Below are 16,188 nucleotides of genomic sequence, written 5' to 3' on the forward strand. Positions count from 1 at the left end.
ACGGTGGACAGCGCCGCGAGGGCGAGCGAACGACGATCCAGCGGATGCGTTCTCACGATTACTACGACGCCACCGCGCGCAGGGACTTTTCGATCTCGCCCCCGCAATAGGCATCCCCGTATCTGGTGCGGGACACTTGCGCCAATAGTGCCAGACCAGGTGTCGCCTGCATTCGCCTGACAAGCGCGTCGACTTGCGGCGCAGTCTCGGCCAAAACCGTAGCAATCACGGCAAAGCGTTCGCTTATCGTAGACCAGAGAGTGGCGGTCACGATATCTGCCAAGCCCGGATCCCGGGTGCCGAACAAGGTGCCCCCATCAGACACGAGGCCACCGGCGCGACCAGTCGCCTCCCATATTTCCATCCACCGTCTCAGACGTGGCATGAACCCGCGCCATTTTTCACCGGTCCACATTTCCCGGCCGCCGTCGAGGGTGATTTCATCGAGAACGTCGTTGGCATCGTTGACGACCTTCATAGTCTGCGCCCGCGCTTCTAGCGACTGCGGCAGAAGGTCGAGTTTTTCACCCAGATACCATGCTATCGCAGGCATCTGCGCGATGGAAAAGCCGTTGGCATTATCGACGAGTACCGGCGGCCCCATGAAGGGAATAGGCTGACCCGATGGATGTCGCCCCATGATCTCCCCGATCTCGTCACTGCCATGCTCTGCCCAATTCGCGCCCGCATAGGCAAGGATACCGCGAAGGAACTGCCCCCGGAACGGAACCGGCCAGTAATACAAATCGAAATCGGCCATCGCGCATTCCTGACAGGGATAATATCAGCATCAATGCACGCTGCAGCGCTTCGTTTCGCACTATCTTGCAATTCGGCCCGGTCGGACGCGAACCTGGCCAGCGCACCGAGATGAACTCCTGACCCGTTCGCGGGTTGTGGACAGTCAAAGGAGCCGCGCGATGACCTTTCCCGATGCCCATGCTGCCGACGCAAAGCTGGATACCGCGCGCGGGGGAGAGACCATCGATGACGAGACCGAAGAGCAGCCGGACAAAGCGCTCGACACCGCCGAAGTGCAGGAGGTGGAGGAGCGGCGGGCAGGTTCTTCCAAGATCGTGCACGAGGTCGTGCGCCTGCAGGGCGAGGAGGAACTGCGGCGCCCCGCCCTTGCCCTGATCCTGTCCGGCATCGCGGCCGGGCTGGCGATCGCGCTATCGCTGCTGTGCGAGCTGTTCCTGCGCAGTCACCTCCCCGACACAGACTGGGCACCCCTCGTCTATTTCCTGGGCTATCCCATCGGTTACCTGATCGTCGTCATGGGCCGCCTTCAGCTCTTCACCGAAAGTACGGTAACTGCAGTGCTGCCCGTCGCGACTTCTCCTTCCCTCCACAGCTTCAGGCGGCTGGCCCGCCTATGGGCATGCGTCCTTGTAGGAAACCTTGTCGGCGTCACGCTCGTCAGTGCGCTGATGGCGGGCGAGATCATCATTACGCACGAGCAACGGATGGTCGCGCTCGACATTCTGGGCAAACTAGAACTCCAGCACTGGACGCGCACGCTGACGCTCGGGATTCCAGCCGGATTCATCATGGCAGCCATCGCCTGGGTCCTCCCGAATGCACGCGGCAGCGAATTCTGGGTGATCTTCGCCCTTACCTACGTCATTGCACTGGGCGGCTTCGCGCATGTCGTCACCGGATCGTCGCAGGCGAGCTTTCTATGGCTGAGCGGCTCCATCGGTTTCGGCGAAGCCTGGATCGAATTCACGCTTCCAGCGCTGGCTGGCAACATCATAGGCGGCACCGGCCTGTTCGCGGTACTCGCGCATGGCCAGATGCGCAGCGACCTTGGCGCTGACGAACCGTAAGGCATACGCATCCCGGTTAATTGCCTGAACGACATCAGGATCATGCGCCCCGCCCATGCGTTGATCTTGCGGAGAAGGAACCTGATGATGTCGTTTGTTACTGCCGCCCGCCGCAAAGTCCTGACGCGCCCTGTGCTGTCGCTCGTGCAGTCCGCGCTGCCAGCATTATCCGCCACCGAGAACGAAGCGATCGATGCGGGTAACACCTGGTGGGATGCCGCCCTGTTCACCGGCAATCCCGATTGGGAAGCTTTGCTCGCATTCCCGCCTGCCACGCTCAATGCGGAAGAGCAGGCCTTCATGACAGGGCCGGTCGAGACGTTGTGCGAGATGATCGATGATTGGCGCATGACCTGGGAAACCCACGACCTGTCGCCCGAAGCATGGGCGTACCTCAAGTCCGAGAAATTCTTCGGCATCATCATTCCAAAGGAACATGGCGGCCTCGGCTTCTCGAATTTCGCGCATAGCGAGATCGTGAGGAAGATCGCCACCCGCTCGGTCTCCGGGGCGGTGACGGCAATGGTCCCCAACTCTTTGGGACCGGGCGAACTGATCCTGCGCTTCGGCACCGAGACGCAGCAGGAGCATTGGCTCCCCCGCCTCGCCGACGGGCGCGAGATTCCCGCCTTCGGCCTCACCAGCCCGGAGGCGGGATCGGATGCCGCCGCAATGATCGATGAAGGCGTGGTTTGCCGGGGCGATTGGCAGGGCGAAGACGTGCTCGGCATCCGGCTCAACTGGCACAAGCGGTACATTACGCTAGGCCCTGTCGCGACAATCCTCGGCCTCGCGTTCAAGCTGCGCGATCCCGAGCACCTGCTTGGAGGGCAGGACGAGATCGGCATCACCGTGGCGCTGGTGCCCACCGATCTGCCCGGCGTCACCATCGGGCGGCGACATATCCCCTCGATGCAGACCTTCCAGAACGGTCCCAACGAAGGCAAGGATGTCTTCATCCCGCTCGATAACGTAATCGGCGGCCCCGAGCGTGTCGGCCATGGCTGGAAGATGCTGATGAGCGCGCTGGCCGCCGGACGCGGCATCTCTCTGCCTTCGCTCTCTGCGGCGGCAGGCGCCTTCGCCGCGCACACGACCGGCGCCTATGCGCGGGTGCGCTCGCAGTTCAACCTGCCGATCGGCAAGTTCGAAGGCATCCAGGAACGCCTCGCCCGGATAGCGGGCAACGCCTACCTGCTCGACGGAGCGCGGCGGCTGACATGCGCGGGGCTCGACCAGGGCAACCATCCCGCCGTGATCTCCTCCATCCTCAAGCTGCACGCAACGGAGCGGATGCGCGTGGTCATCAACGATGCGATGGACGTCCACGGCGGCAAGGCGGTAATCGATGGGCCGCGCAACTACATGGCCAGCCATTATCGCGCGATCCCGGTCGGCATCACCGTCGAAGGCGCGAACATCCTGACGCGCAGCCTGATGGTCTTCGGGCAGGGCGCGATCCGCTCGCATCCCTACCTGCTCGACGAGATCCGCGCGGTGGGCGGCACCGATCGCACGCAGGCGCTGGCAGATTTCGACAAAGTGCTATGGAAGCATGTCGGCCACGCGCTCAAGACCGCGATCCGCGCCTTCGTGCGAAGTTGGAGTGGCGGCGTCTTCGCGCCTGCGCCCAAGGCGGGGAAAGCCACGCGATACTACCGCCAGATGAGCCGCTACGCCGCCGCCTTCGCGTTTTGCTCGGACATCGCGTTCCTGACGCTGGGCGGCGAACTCAAGCGGCGTGAACTGCTCTCGGCGCGGCTCGGTGACGTCCTGTCCGAACTCTACATGCTCTCGGGCGCACTCAAGCGCTGGGAGGACGAAGGCCGGCAGGACGACGATCTGCCTCTCCTCGACTGGTGCGTGCAGAGCGGTTTCGCAAGCATTGAGCAGAGTTTCGCGCAAATCATCGAGAATTTCCCTGTGCGTCCAGTCGGCTGGATGCTGCGCCTGTTCATCATGCCTTATGGTAGACGCCGCAACGGTCCCACCGATCGCACCGTCCGCCGTGCTGCCGCGATCCTGCTCGAGCCTTGCCCCGCGCGCGACCGGCTGGTCGAAAATGTCTATATCGGCGGCCAGGACGAAGCGGTTGCCCGGCTGACCGAAGCATTCCGCAAGACCGTAACCACCCAGCCGATTCATGACCGGATGAAACAGGCCCATGTCCTCAACGCCGACGAGGCGCTGACGGCGGGGCTGATCTCCGCCGAAGAACGCAAGCAGTTGCGCGAGGCCGATGCTGCCGTGGCCGAAGTAATCGCCGTGGACGACTTCGCGCCCGAAGAACTGGCAAGGAGGGCGGAAGCTCCGCTACGCGAGGCCGCCGAATGAGCGGTCAACCTTTCCGCCGGGAAGTTCTCTCCCGCTCCCCGGCTTATTCCACGCATACTTGGGCGCGGGACAAGATTCAGGTTTCTTGCTTCTCCCAATACGCAGGCGTCCCAATCTCCGCCCGCAGCCATTCCGTCAGTGCCGCCAGCTTCGCCGAGGCGCTGCGGTTGCGCGTATAGGCGATGTAGAGTTCCGCTCCCTCTGCTTGCGCCCCCACGTCGATTTGCCGCAGCGTGCCATCTTCCAGTTGTCGATACGTGAAAAACGTAGGGAGCAGTGCGATGCCGAGACCCGCGAGTGCGGCGTCGCGCATCACGATGCCGTTGTTGACGCGCAGGCAGGCGCGCGGCCGCAGGATGGTTTCGCGTTCACCGGCATTGAACCGCCAGTCTGCGGAGCGGTTGGAGTAGAGGATCGCGCGGGCCCGATCCAGTTCCTCCAGCGAGGCGGGCATACCGTGCTTTTCCAGATAGGATGGTGCGGCGACCAGGAGGCGTCTGCTTGAGGCCAGGCGCTTTGCGATCAGGCGTGTGTCCTGGATCGGACCGTGACGGATCACCGCGTCATACCCGTCGGCGGCGACGTCCACGAACTTGTCGTCGAGATCGATGCTGAGGTCGATGTCCGGATGTACGGCCAGGAATGCATTCAGCATTCGCCCGAGGTGCAGCGTACCGAACCCAATCGGCCCGGCCAGGCGCAGTGGTCCGGACAGGGAGCCTCGCCTCTCCGCTATCTCCGCCTGTGCCTCGACCGTTTCGCGGATGATCCGGCGCGCCCGTTCAAGAAACATTTCACCCTCGCCGGTGAGGGACAACTTGCGGGTCGTGCGCTGCATCAGGCTGGCCCCCAGCAGTCTTTCGAGTTCCGCGACGCGCTCGCTCACGACCGATTTGGCGAGGCCCAGGCGTCGCGCCGCCTCACTTATCGATCCTGCTTCGGCCACGGCAACGAACGCGGCCACTCCTTCAAGTTTCATCATCGTTCGGCATTCCCGAAAGCCTATTCCGGAATTTGGCGGCTAGTGCGCACGATGGCCTGAATTCATCTTGCGGTCGACAGCCCGCAGCGTGCGGGAGGAAGCAAGCGGCAGATGCCTGTTCGAACTATCGGAAGCAGGCAAGTCCGACACAAGACGGAGCAGTACAAATGACCGACTTCTCAGCCAAAACAGCACTCGTCATCGGCGGCAGCCGGGGCATCGGCGCCGCGATCGTCCGGCGCCTGGCCGCCGGCGGGGCCGCCGTGACCTTCTCCTACGCCGGAGCAGCGGAGGCCGCCCAGGCACTTGCGGCCGAAACCGGCGGAAAGGCAGTCCGGTCGGACGCGGCAGACCGCGATGCGGTGATCGATCTCGTCGCGGAGGCAGGACCGCTCGACATCCTTGTCGTCAACGCCGGCGTTCTCGTGCTCGGCGATCCGCTGGAACAGGATGCGGATGCCGTCGACCGCATGTTGGACGTGAATATCCGTGCGCCCTACCATGCCGCGGTGGAAGCAGCCCGGCGCATGCCGGACAACGGCCGGATCATCTTCATCGGATCGACCAACGGAGATCGCATTCCGTTCGCGGGCGGCGCGGCCTATGCGCTCACCAAGTCCGCGATCCAGGGGCTGACGCGCGGCCTGGCCCGTGACTTCGGCGCGAGGGGCATCACCGTCAACGCCGTCCAGCCTGGCCCGACCGATACGGACATGAACCCCGGCGACGGCCCCATGAAGGATTTCATGCACACGTTCATGGCCATCAAGCGCCACGCCCGGCCCGAAGAAATCGCCGGCATGGTCGCCTATCTGGCCGGCCCCGAAGCAGGTGTCGTCACCGGCGCGCTCCATACCATAGACGGCGGGTTCGGCGCCTGAAGGAACCCGCGGCAACGAACGATGCAGCGGCAGATACCAGGTTCATCCAAACTCCGCATAGGCGATCAATACCGTCACGCAAAGCCTGAGCTCTGGACGTGAAGCCCGGCTATCCGGGCTTTCCGGTCCATATCCGCCTTGGACCAGGGCGCTTCGGCGCCCTGATTGGCCACATTGGTCAAGTCGCGGCGGGGCTTTTGCGGCATTGAACCGGGGTTGGAAGAGACGATCCGGTCGATCACGTCGGCCTCTTCCGTGATACTTGGCAACCAAGGGCCGCAAAGGCTCGCCGGAAGGGAACGAGGATGGAGCAGGCTTTGCGCGAGATGATCGACCGGGAGGCGATCCGAACCTGCGTGGCGCGGTTGGCGCGCGGCGAGGACCGGCGCAGCGCGGAACTGATCCGTTCATGCTGGTGGCCTGACGCGCGCTTCGACTACGGCGTGCACAACGGCTCCTTCGACGCCTACCTGGCATGGGTGGTGCCCGGTGCCGACGCGATCAAGGACACCCAGCATATGCTCGGCCAGTCGCACATCGAATTGGCGGGGGCGACGGCACGGGCTGAGACCCATGTGTTCTCGTACCACCGGATCGACATGGGCGAAGGCGATCGCGACACCTGCATCGGCGGTCGTTACCTCGACACCTTCGAGAAGCGGCCCGGCGCATCGGGCGAGCCCGAGTGGCGCATTGCCGACCGCGTGATGCTCTATGACTGGGAACAGGACTGGGGCGCCGCTGCGGACTGGTCCAGGGGCGTGATGGGCTACCCCTTCACTGCCGACCATTTCCCCGGCCGCGCAAAAGCCGACTACAGCGAAAGCTGGTTCGCGGGAACTGCAGCATGAGCGCCCCGCTTGCGGGCAAGGTCGCGCTGGTCACCGGCGCCAGCCGGGGCATCGGCAAGGGCATAGCGCTCGTGCTCGCCGAGCAGGGCGCCACGGTCTACGTCACCGGCCGCACCGTCAACGAGGGTGACTACTACCTGCCCGGCACGGTCGGCGGGACCGCCGCCGAATGCGACGCGCGCGGACGCAAGAGCGGCGGCGGCGGCATAGCCGTCGCCTGCGACCATGGCGACGACGAGGCCGTGGCCGCGCTGTTCGCCCGGATCGCATCGGAACAGGGCCGCCTCGACATTCTGGTCAACAACGCCTTCACGCTTTCCGACGACCTGCTGGAGCCCAAGGGCTTCTGGGAAAAGCCGCTCTCCAATCTGGAGATGTGGGATGTCGGGGTAAAGTCGAACTACGTAGCGGCCTGGCACGCGGCGAAGATCATGACGCCGCAGAAGTCGGGGCTCATCGTCGCGATCTCGGGCTTTGCGGCAGTGACTTATACATATGGCGTGATCTTCGGCACCTCCAAGTCCGCAGTGGACCGCATGGCGCGTGACATGGCGATCGAACTGGAACCCCACGGCGTCGCCTCGCTGACCCTGTGGCAAGGGCTGACCCTGACCGAGAAGGCGCGGGACAACCTCGCAAAGATGGGGGACAGGATGACCACGTCCATCACTTCGATGCAGGGCAGTTCCGTCGAGCATCCGGGGCGCGTGGTCGCCGCGCTCGCCGCCGATCCAGAGGTCATGAAGCGCTCCGGGGGCGAATTCATCACCGCAGAGCTGGCGCAGGAATACGGCCTGACCGACGTGGACGGCAGCGTCATCGCATCGGCACGCGCGACCCGGGGATCGCCGATATGGAAGCCCATCTCGGAGGTTGACTATCGTGGCAAATGATCGTGACGGGCGCATCGCCGCGATGCTCGACAAGCACGAGATCCGCGAATGCCTGGAGCGCTTCTCCCGGGGCATGGACCGGTTCGACCGCGCCATCTACCTGTCGGCCTTCTGGGACGATGCCGAAACGGCGGCGGGGCCTTTCGTGGGCAGCGCCGCAGACTGCTGGGACTGGGCGATCCCGATGCACGAGGCTGGGCAGATCGTCACGCACCATGCGCTGCTGCAATCCAACATCGATCTCGATGGCGACATCGCCCATGCCGAGACCTACTACCAGTTCGTCGGCCGCAACCGCGATGAAAGCCTTTGGGTCGCGGGCGGGCGCTATGTCGACCGGCTGGAGCGGCGGGACGGCGAATGGAGGATCGCCCTGCGCACGAACGTGATCGAGTGGGGCTTCATGCCGCCGCCGATGCCAATCCCGTTCGCCGACGTGCCCGACATTGCGCTGAACGGCGTATCGGCCCGCAACGGCAGCGATCCGTCCTATCGCCGTCCACTCGTCAACCTGCGCCAGCCGGCCAATCCCGCCAAATCGTCATGAGCGGGCTTTCGGGCAAGGTCGCACTCGTCACCGGGGCCACGCGCGGCATCGGCAAGGGCGTGGCCTGCGCGCTCGCGGAGCAAGGGGCGACGGTCTACGTTACTGGCCGTACCCGATCCGCCGGGGGGCACGCCTTGCCCGGTTCGCTGGAGGAAACGGTCGCCGAAGTGAACGCGCGCGGCGGACGCGGCGTCGCTCTCGCGCTGGACTTGCTCGATGATGCGCAGATCCGCACGGTGTTCGAACAGGTCGCGCGCGACGAAGGGCGCCTCGACCTGCTGGTGAACAACGCCATGGCCATTCCCGAGAGCATGACCCAACGCACCGGATTCTGGGACAAGCCGCTCGATGAGGAATGGCAGATCTGGAACACCGGCCTGCGTGCCGCCTACGTCGCGGCATGGCATGCGGCACGAATCATGGTGCCGCAGGGCTCCGGGCTGATCGCCGCGCTATCCGGCTACGTAGGCGTGACCTACACGTACGACGTGGTCTTCGGGACGACCAAGACCGCGACCGACCGGATGATGCGCGACATGGCCCACGAGCTTCGCGACACGGGCGTCAGCGCGATCTCCCTCTGGCAGGGATTCACCTATACCGAGCGCGCCACCGAGAACCTCAAGTCGGTTCCGGGCATGGCGAACCAGCTCAACAGCGCGGTCGGCTCCTCCCCCGAGTTCCCGGGACGGGTGATTGCGGCACTGGCGATGGATCCGGCGAGCAGGTCGAAATCGGGCGGAACTTTCATAAATGCCGAACTCGCCGCCGAATATGGCGTGACCGATAGGAACGGGCGGACTATCCCCTCGCTGCGTGAAAGCCGCGGCGCGCCGTTGTGGAGGCCGGGCGACACATCCTGGAGCAACCGTTAACCAGCGGTGCTTCTCCAGCGCCGGTGTCCTTTGGCCCGTTCATTATAGTCAGAGATTGCCAATCGACATCGTGACTGGAGCGCGCGCGCCCGAGAGCGAGTGCTTCGCGTAACGAACGGAAAATTGCTCGAACGTCGACCTTGCTTCCCTCTACAGAGCGGCACTGCCCGCATTGGATGCTGCGACGGCGGTGGTCTACCGAGACATCGATAGCTCACGAGCGCGGGGAAGTATCTGGCCCTGACGCCCATGGATCGCTACATCCTCCACCCCGATCTTCGATTGGGAGAACCTCCCGGCGAAGATCTGCAGGGGCTGTCCTGAGTAGGAAAAGAGATGGATACCGACCACCTGACCGCACCGGAGCAGACCACTGCGCCGACTGGCATGACCTGGATCGCGGGCGGTGCCTTTACGATGGGCTCCGACCGTTTCTACCCAGAAGAAGCCCCGTCGCGCCGGGTCTCCGTGCATGGCTTCTGGATCGACACCACGCCTGTGACCAACCGCCAGTTCGCCGCCTTCATCGAGGCGACCGGATACACGACCGTCGCCGAAATCGCGCCTGACCCCAAGGACTATCCCGGAATGCTGCCGGGCATGGACCGCGCCGGATCCCTCGTGTTCCACAAGACCGCGACGCCGGTGGACACCGCCAACCCCGGCAACTGGTGGCGCTTCGAATTCGGTGCCGACTGGCGCCATCCGCTCGGCCCCGACAGTGATGTCGACAGGCTCGGCCTATGGGATCACCCTGTCGTGCAGGTCGCCTATGCGGACGTCGAGGCCTATGCGAAGTGGGCGGGCAAGGACCTCCCGACCGAAGCCGAGTTCGAGTTTGCCGCACGCGGCGGGCTGGACGACGCCGACTATGCCTGGGGCGACGAACTGGCCCCCGGCGGAGCGATGATGGCGAACTACTGGCAAGGGCTGTTTCCTTTCGCCAACCAGATGCTCGACGGGTGGGAACGCACTTCTCCGGTCCGCACTTATCCCTCCAACGGCTACGGCGTGTTCGACATGATCGGCAACACGTGGGAATGGACCTCCGACTGGTGGAGCGACAACCCCGGTGCTTCGAAGAAGAAAGCGGGCCAGTCATGCTGCACCGTCAGCAATCCTCGCGGCGGCAGATTGAAGGACAGTTTCGACCCCGATCAGCCACGGGTCCGGATCGGTCGCAAGGTTCTGAAAGGTGGATCACACCTGTGCGCGGCCAATTACTGCCAGCGCTATCGTCCAGCAGCACGTCACCCCGAGATGATAGACACCGCAACCTCGCACATCGGCTTTCGCTGCGTGCTGCGCCCAACGGTATGAACATAAGCGGGCACGACGGACCTACAAGCTGAGGTAAGCGGTTGCTCTCGCCTCAGGCTATATCACCGAACATCGCCGCGATTTTACATAAATTTCGCCGATTAAATTAGCAAACAAAATAATATATCGCACCACCATTTGTTAAATATTCACTATGAATGCAAGCTATTTCAACAATTTAGCATTAAATTACGCGAAATCTCTTGAAGTGGAATTTCCTTTTTGCAAAGGGAGCTTGAGCATAAATCCTGTCCCCCGTCCAAGCTCGCTATAGCATTCGATTTGCCCGTGATGACGAATCATCACTGTATGGACGAAGCTCAGTCCGAGACCGGCACCGTTGGTCCTCGGCCCCAAGCCGACCGGCCCACGGTGAAAGCGCTCGAAGATCGCCTGCTTCAAAGTCGGCTCGATTCCCGGTCCCTGGTCCTCGATCGCGCACACGGCCCACATCGAGCCATCACCTCGCGGCTCGCTGGAAAGCGCGCACGTAATGGTCGTCCCTTGCATGCTGTATTTGATGGCATTGCCGATCACGTTGACCAGCGCCCTGGTCAGCAAGGACCGCTCCACCATGACCAGTAGCCGCTCGTCCCCGCGGGTCACGATGTCGATGTATTTGGCCTTAGACTGCGGCCAGAGATCATCGATCGCGTCCATCAGCATGTCGCCGAGATCGACTTCCTCCAAGGCATACTCGAGATTTTCCGCGCGGGCCAGTTGGACGAACCCGTCGGCGAGTTGCAGAGTACGCTCCGCATAGTGCCGGATGATACCGGATTCCCTGGGTGAAATACGATCGGAAGGCGCGGTTTCGAGTACCGCAAGGATCGATGCCTGGGGTGAGCGCATGTCATGGGTGAGCAGTTGCACAACGTCGTCGCGTTGCTTTTGCGCGGCCCTGGCTTCGCTGACGTCGACAAAACGGATAACCCAGCCGACACATCCTCCCTCTGCCGAGGTCTGTCCGGCCATTCCGACAAGAAAGAAACGCCCCTGATCGAGTTGTACCTCGCAGGCGATCGGCTCCTCGATCGCAGGAGGAAAGCGAACCGCCTCACCGCTGCCCGCGAGGCGGCATCGGCTCATGATCGATGCCGCGCTGCTCCCCTCTTGCAGTCCCCCGACCTCGGCAGCGAAAAGCTTGCGCGCCGCCACATTCGCCAGCAGGATGGCGCCATTCAGATCTGACACGATCGTTGCGTCCGGCAACTGGTCGAGCCGGTCGGCGACGAAATGGCGCATCTCGCGGTGACGGGTGATCGCGGCGTTCAATAATGCGATCGTGTATTCGACGCCCCTCTCGGTATGAACGACGTCGCTTTGCGGAACCAGCATAGGCTGTTCCTGCAGGCGCTCGAGTTGTGCGCGCATGAACCGTTCGGTCGCCGCCAACTGCCTCCATCCCCAGATGGGATAGGCCAATGCAAGACCGGTCAGCGCTGCAGAAGGGGGCAGCCATATGCGCAGCAGCATCAGTGCACAGATCGATAGGCCCAGCACCAGTGCCGAGCACAATGCCAGGCAGGCCAGCGCCGGCATCCGCCTGAAAGGCCCCAGCCCCAACATCAAGATCCACAGCGGCAGCAATCCCGCGACGAGGCAGGAAGACAGGCTGGCCTGCATCATCATCGTGCCGGCACGCAGCCCCTGAAGCAGATAGGCCTGAATTTCGAGCCCGGACAACACGCCGCCGGCGGGCGTTGCGTATCGGCTGCCGAGCCCGGACGCAGTTACGCCGACGAGGACGATCTTGCCCTTTACGAACTCGGCGGGCACCTCCCCTGCCAGAACCGCTGCGGCCGGGATCTCGGGCCAGCGCCCTGCGCCACCGCCGAACGGGATCAGCCTGCCCTGCAAGGAGACTTTCCTGCCTCCTGCGAGGGACTGCGCCATGACGCGCATCAGCAGCTGGGACCGGCCGGGCCCTTGATCCGAACGCGGTGCCGCGCGCACGACACCGTCCGGGTCCGGCGCGATGGTGGCGCCGCCGATCCCGGCGGCGGCGTTACGAAACAGGTCGATCGGAAGGATCGCCGCGGCGCCGCTGCCCGATGAAAGGCCCGGGAGAACCGGCAGGTAGACCGGAGCACCACTTGCCATCGAGCGCGCCAGCGCATCATCGTTGCCCGCATCGGTTGGCTCGGTGAAAAGCACATCGTAGCCGATCGCCTTCGCCCCCGCCGCATTGAGCCGGTCGATTAGCGCTGCATGGGTCGCGCGGTTCCATGGCCAGCGACCGATCCTTCGCACGCTATCGTCATCGATCTCGACCAGCAGGATCGCATCGGATGACGGCGACGGAACGAGTTGCAGCAGGTGATCGTAGATGCCGTTGTCGAACCGCTCCATCGTGCGGTCCATCGTCATGAGCATGACCAGCAGGCTGGTGACGATGGCGATCAGCCACCACTGGGTACGCAGCTTGAGATGCCGCCGTACCCTCACCAGTTCCCCTCGACCCTCAACTCGCCGTAATCCGACCATTCGGTACTGACCTTACCGTCGACGAGCCGGCTGGTCTGCACGCGCCAGCGATAGCGGCCGCGCGGCAGATCGATCACCGGCTGGGACGTGTTTGAGAGTTCGGGCAGGTCGACCAGCGGTCTTGCCTCCTTGCCTGCCTTGGCAAGCTGGAAGCGGAACCGTGCGCCCGACCAATCGCGCGCGTTCCACCAGAACAGGTATTGGCGATACGGCCCCGCCCAACCCATCTCGATGCCCATGCGCAGCCCTTCGAGGCGGCGCTGGAAGGAGGATGTCGCGGGCGCGCCCTCCAACTCGTTACGGTCGATAGCGGTTGCCCGCACGAAGTAGGCGCCATCGGGCAGCGACGCGAACCGCAACTCCGGAGACTTGCTGGTCGCCTCGTCCAGAACCTCGAGGAACCTGGCGTCGGCGGCGATCTGCACATGGTAGGCCGTGGCGCCGGGCAACGGCTTCAGGATGAAATGTAGGCCTTCGCCGGTCTGGGCCGCATCCGGCTCAAGCAGTTCGGGAGCAGGCAGCAGGGCGACCGGCTCCGACAGTTCACTTGTCGTTCCGAAGCCTGCGGGCAGCGTCTGTGTCTCGTGCGCCTCGGCATCGAAACCGACCTTGCCTTCCAGCACTTCGCTCGTCGCCAGCCCGGCATCCGCATCATAGGCCATCCGGAACTTCGTGCCCCGCACCGAGGTAATGGCCCGGGGGGTCGAGAACCGGAAATCGCTTTGCGGGTCAGTCATCGGCGTGACGGTGGCGCTCGCGCCGCCCCGCTCGATGCCGAACAGGCGCTCGACGTGGCTGTCGAACACCAACCGGCGCAGGCGCTGCACGCGCACGGTCGACTGCGACGGCAGAGCGATGGTCGTCGCGTCGGGCAACGCGAGCGTGACGAACGACTTCTGCCCGGTCTCGATGAGCATCCCCTCGCCCACCGTCATGCCGACGGCAGCCGGCTTTCCGCCGATCCGCACCGCGCCGCGAACGCTGTGCACGGTTCCCCTCACCGGCTCGTGCCTCAGCAGTTCGCGCGGGATGACGAGCACCATCCCCACCGGCAACCGCAGCGGATCCGCCACCCGGTTGAGCCGTTGGACGATGCGATAGTCTTCGGTGCGGATGAAGTAGTTGGCGGCCAGCCGAAAGAGGTTGTCTCCGGGCCGGACCACGTAACGCACATCAGGGCGCGCCGGCTCCACCACCGCGGTGCCGTCGGGCCTAGCGACGGCCATCCCGCCGGGAACTGCCGCCAGCAGCAGGAGGGCGGCGCTTGTCGATACGCGGGTTCTACGATGCCAGGGCTTCAAGTCGATATCCATACGAGTATATCGGGACCAGCTTCACGCCGTTATCCGGGCGAAGATGCAGCTTGGTCCTGACGTTTGAGATGTGCACGTCGAGGGTTCTCGTGGGGAGGTTCGGGTTGCGTCCCCATACGGCTTCGAAAATGTAGGCGCGCGCCAGAGCGCGGTGCATGTTCCTGAACAGGAGCAGCGCCAGCGCGAATTCCTTCGCGGTCAGCGCAATCGGCTCTCCGGAGAGTTCGACCGTCTCGGCCCGCGTGTCGAAGCAGTAGCTGCCATAGTGTTCGAAACCCGACAGCGCTGCGGGATAGGCCCGGCGCGCCAAGGCGTTGATCCTGGCCTTGAGCACGACCGGTGCGACCGGTTTGATCACATAGTCATCGGCTCCGGCAGTCAGCCCGGCGACGATATCCTCTTCCGCGGACCTGCTGGTGAGCATCAGCGAAGGCGGTGCGATCTCCAGATTGTCTCGCACCCACGATATGACCTCAAGGCCGGACAGCCCCGGCACGTTCCAGTCGAGAATGAGGAGATCGTAGGTTGATCGGTGTAATGCCCGCACGAGAACCTGACCCTCGCCGAACACTTCGCAGGAATGGCCAGCCTCTGCGAGCGTCATCTCCACAAGCCCAGCCAGGGCCACATCGTCCTCAAGTATCGCTATCCGCACGGCCGCCCTTTTTTGCCCCTGCACAGGGCTGAGACTCCGCCATAGCAGCGCCGATGCCGATTGCGAGGCGGGGCGGCCGGGCTTTGCAATGTTTTACAGGTGGTGTCTCGAAGAAGGGCAGGTCCGATTTTGCACTCCTTTACATGACAGTCCCAAACCACGCCGCTTATGGCGCGACTCAAGCTAACTAGGGAAAGTCCCTAGAGAACAAGGCGATGGTTGACGGGAGCCTCACAGGCGGCTGCGACATTTCCATTGCGAGCGCCGTTGGAGGATCGTGGAACACCTGTTCGGATCGATGTCGCTGGCAGCCTGCATGTTCGATCGCAATCTTACAATCGGCAAGGCCAGCAAGGCGGCGGCCACGATGTTCGGCCTTCCGACGCTGTTGGGGCGGCAAGCTGACGACTTGGTCCCCGGGGCCGCGCCGGTGCTGCACCGGTGCTTTGAGCTGGCCGACTTCGGCCTGCCTCTCCCTGATCACCGGTTCATCATGGGCGGGCGTGATTATGCCGTTACATTTCATCCCTTGCGACACGCAGGCCTCGGCATCACCGCGCTGCTGGCCGTAGCCATGGACGTTACCCGCAGTCTCCGGATCGAACGTGTACTTCGCGCTTCGCGTCGACGCCTTCTGATGGCATCCCGCCAGGACCACCTCACCGGACTGCTGAACCGGCGCGGGTTCGATGCCGCGCTCCACCGTGAAGTCAGACGGGCAAGGCGATCGGCGACCCCTCTCTCGCTTCTGATCATAAATATTGACTGGTTCAAGGCCTACAATGACAATCTTGGGCACCAGGAAGGCGATCGATGCCTTGGTCTCGTCGCCGACGCTCTCGGTACATGCTTGCGGCGGGCAAGCGATCTCGCCTGTCGCTATGGCGGTGAGGAGTTCGTGCTGATCCTTCCCGAAACCGATGCCAAGGGTGCAGTGGCCGTAGCGGCCAATTGCCAGCAGGCGATACATACTCTTGCGATCGCGCATCCCGCCAGCGCATACGGGCGGCTCACGACCAGCATCGGCATCGTTGCAGCGCAAGCCTTATCGATTCCCGTCGATCCGACAGGGCTTTTCGCACAGGCCGATACTGCGTTGTACAGGGCAAAGAACAACGGTCGAAACCGCTGGGAGATCAATGACTGTTCGGCAGCAGAGCGTTCGTTGCGGTAGCTTCCTGAAAAGTCACAGTCGCTTTCGCTCTTTACCGGCCTCGCACC

General features: G+C 63.7%; 15 protein-coding genes. 9 read left to right on the forward strand and 6 right to left on the reverse strand.

From position 1 onward, the window contains the following. Nucleotides 1-61 precede the first annotated feature (61 nt). A complete protein-coding gene (gene gst / locus PKE80_RS14545; RefSeq protein WP_271183110.1) occupies nt 62-760 on the reverse strand; it encodes a glutathione transferase, Atu5508 family in 699 nt (232 codons plus the stop codon). Between the two features lie 160 nt (nt 761-920). Here gst and PKE80_RS14550 point away from each other — a divergent pair, with 160 nt between their 5' ends. After that, complete coding sequence (locus tag PKE80_RS14550; protein ID WP_271183111.1) at nt 921-1,829, forward strand: formate/nitrite transporter family protein; 909 nt, start codon at nt 921-923, stop codon at nt 1,827-1,829. Nucleotides 1,830-1,916: 87 nt separating this feature from the next. After that, nucleotides 1,917-4,163, forward strand: a complete 2,247-nt coding sequence (locus tag PKE80_RS14555; protein WP_271183112.1) for an acyl-CoA dehydrogenase — start codon at nt 1,917-1,919, stop codon at nt 4,161-4,163. Nucleotides 4,164-4,239: 76 nt separating this feature from the next. Here the strand turns inward: PKE80_RS14555 and PKE80_RS14560 are convergent, their stop codons facing one another. Continuing rightward, nucleotides 4,240-5,145, reverse strand: coding sequence for a LysR family transcriptional regulator (locus tag PKE80_RS14560; RefSeq protein ID WP_271183113.1), 906 nt, complete (start codon nt 5,143-5,145; stop codon nt 4,240-4,242). A gap of 167 nt (nt 5,146-5,312) precedes the next feature. Here PKE80_RS14560 and bdcA point away from each other — a divergent pair, with 167 nt between their 5' ends. Next, nucleotides 5,313-6,026: an SDR family oxidoreductase gene (bdcA, locus tag PKE80_RS14565; RefSeq protein WP_271183114.1), complete on the forward strand. Its 714-nt coding sequence runs from the start codon at nt 5,313-5,315 to the stop codon at nt 6,024-6,026. Between the two features lie 74 nt (nt 6,027-6,100). Here bdcA and PKE80_RS14570 read toward each other — a convergent pair whose 3' ends face one another. Then, nucleotides 6,101-6,268, reverse strand: coding sequence for a hypothetical protein (locus PKE80_RS14570; RefSeq protein WP_271183115.1), 168 nt, complete (start codon nt 6,266-6,268; stop codon nt 6,101-6,103). A gap of 63 nt (nt 6,269-6,331) precedes the next feature. On the opposite strand from PKE80_RS14570, the gene PKE80_RS14575 reads away from it, so the two are divergent. The 5 genes from PKE80_RS14575 to PKE80_RS14595 all read left to right on the forward strand — a co-directional run bounded on the left by PKE80_RS14575 (nt 6,332) and on the right by PKE80_RS14595 (nt 10,512). Further along, nucleotides 6,332-6,877: a nuclear transport factor 2 family protein gene (locus tag PKE80_RS14575; protein ID WP_271183116.1), complete on the forward strand. Its 546-nt coding sequence runs from the start codon at nt 6,332-6,334 to the stop codon at nt 6,875-6,877. After that, nucleotides 6,874-7,770, forward strand: a complete 897-nt coding sequence (locus tag PKE80_RS14580; RefSeq protein WP_271183117.1) for an SDR family NAD(P)-dependent oxidoreductase — start codon at nt 6,874-6,876, stop codon at nt 7,768-7,770. Before PKE80_RS14575 ends, PKE80_RS14580 begins: the two co-directional genes overlap by 4 nt. Then, nucleotides 7,760-8,317, forward strand: coding sequence for a nuclear transport factor 2 family protein (locus PKE80_RS14585; RefSeq protein ID WP_271183118.1), 558 nt, complete (start codon nt 7,760-7,762; stop codon nt 8,315-8,317). The genes PKE80_RS14580 and PKE80_RS14585 overlap by 11 nt, the downstream gene beginning before the upstream one ends. Then, entirely contained in the window at nt 8,314-9,192 is an 879-nt protein-coding gene (locus tag PKE80_RS14590; protein WP_271183119.1) for an SDR family NAD(P)-dependent oxidoreductase, read from the forward strand. The genes PKE80_RS14585 and PKE80_RS14590 overlap by 4 nt, the downstream gene beginning before the upstream one ends. Nucleotides 9,193-9,528: 336 nt before the next feature. Beyond that, nucleotides 9,529-10,512, forward strand: a complete 984-nt coding sequence (locus tag PKE80_RS14595) for a formylglycine-generating enzyme family protein (protein ID WP_488168478.1) — start codon at nt 9,529-9,531, stop codon at nt 10,510-10,512. A gap of 189 nt (nt 10,513-10,701) precedes the next feature. Here the strand turns inward: PKE80_RS14595 and PKE80_RS14600 are convergent, their stop codons facing one another. From PKE80_RS14600 to PKE80_RS14610, 3 genes are read right to left on the reverse strand one after another with little or no spacing between them, the layout of a single operon-like run. Beyond that, nucleotides 10,702-12,960: a CHASE2 domain-containing protein gene (locus PKE80_RS14600; RefSeq protein ID WP_271183120.1), complete on the reverse strand. Its 2,259-nt coding sequence runs from the start codon at nt 12,958-12,960 to the stop codon at nt 10,702-10,704. After that, the gene (locus PKE80_RS14605) at nt 12,957-14,300 is read right to left on the reverse strand and encodes a FecR family protein (RefSeq protein WP_271183121.1); all 1,344 of its coding nucleotides are present in this window, start codon (nt 14,298-14,300) and stop codon (nt 12,957-12,959) included. Before PKE80_RS14605 ends, PKE80_RS14600 begins: the two co-directional genes overlap by 4 nt. Beyond that, nucleotides 14,281-14,991: a response regulator transcription factor gene (locus PKE80_RS14610; RefSeq protein ID WP_309298989.1), complete on the reverse strand. Its 711-nt coding sequence runs from the start codon at nt 14,989-14,991 to the stop codon at nt 14,281-14,283. Before PKE80_RS14610 ends, PKE80_RS14605 begins: the two co-directional genes overlap by 20 nt. A 253-nt stretch (nt 14,992-15,244) precedes the next feature. On the opposite strand from PKE80_RS14610, the gene PKE80_RS14615 reads away from it, so the two are divergent. Further along, nucleotides 15,245-16,141, forward strand: coding sequence for a GGDEF domain-containing protein (locus PKE80_RS14615; protein WP_271183123.1), 897 nt, complete (start codon nt 15,245-15,247; stop codon nt 16,139-16,141). Nucleotides 16,142-16,188 lie beyond the last annotated feature (47 nt).

This window comes from Novosphingobium resinovorum (assembly GCF_027922145.1).
GTDB classification, from domain to species: Bacteria; Pseudomonadota; Alphaproteobacteria; order Sphingomonadales; family Sphingomonadaceae; genus Novosphingobium; species Novosphingobium resinovorum.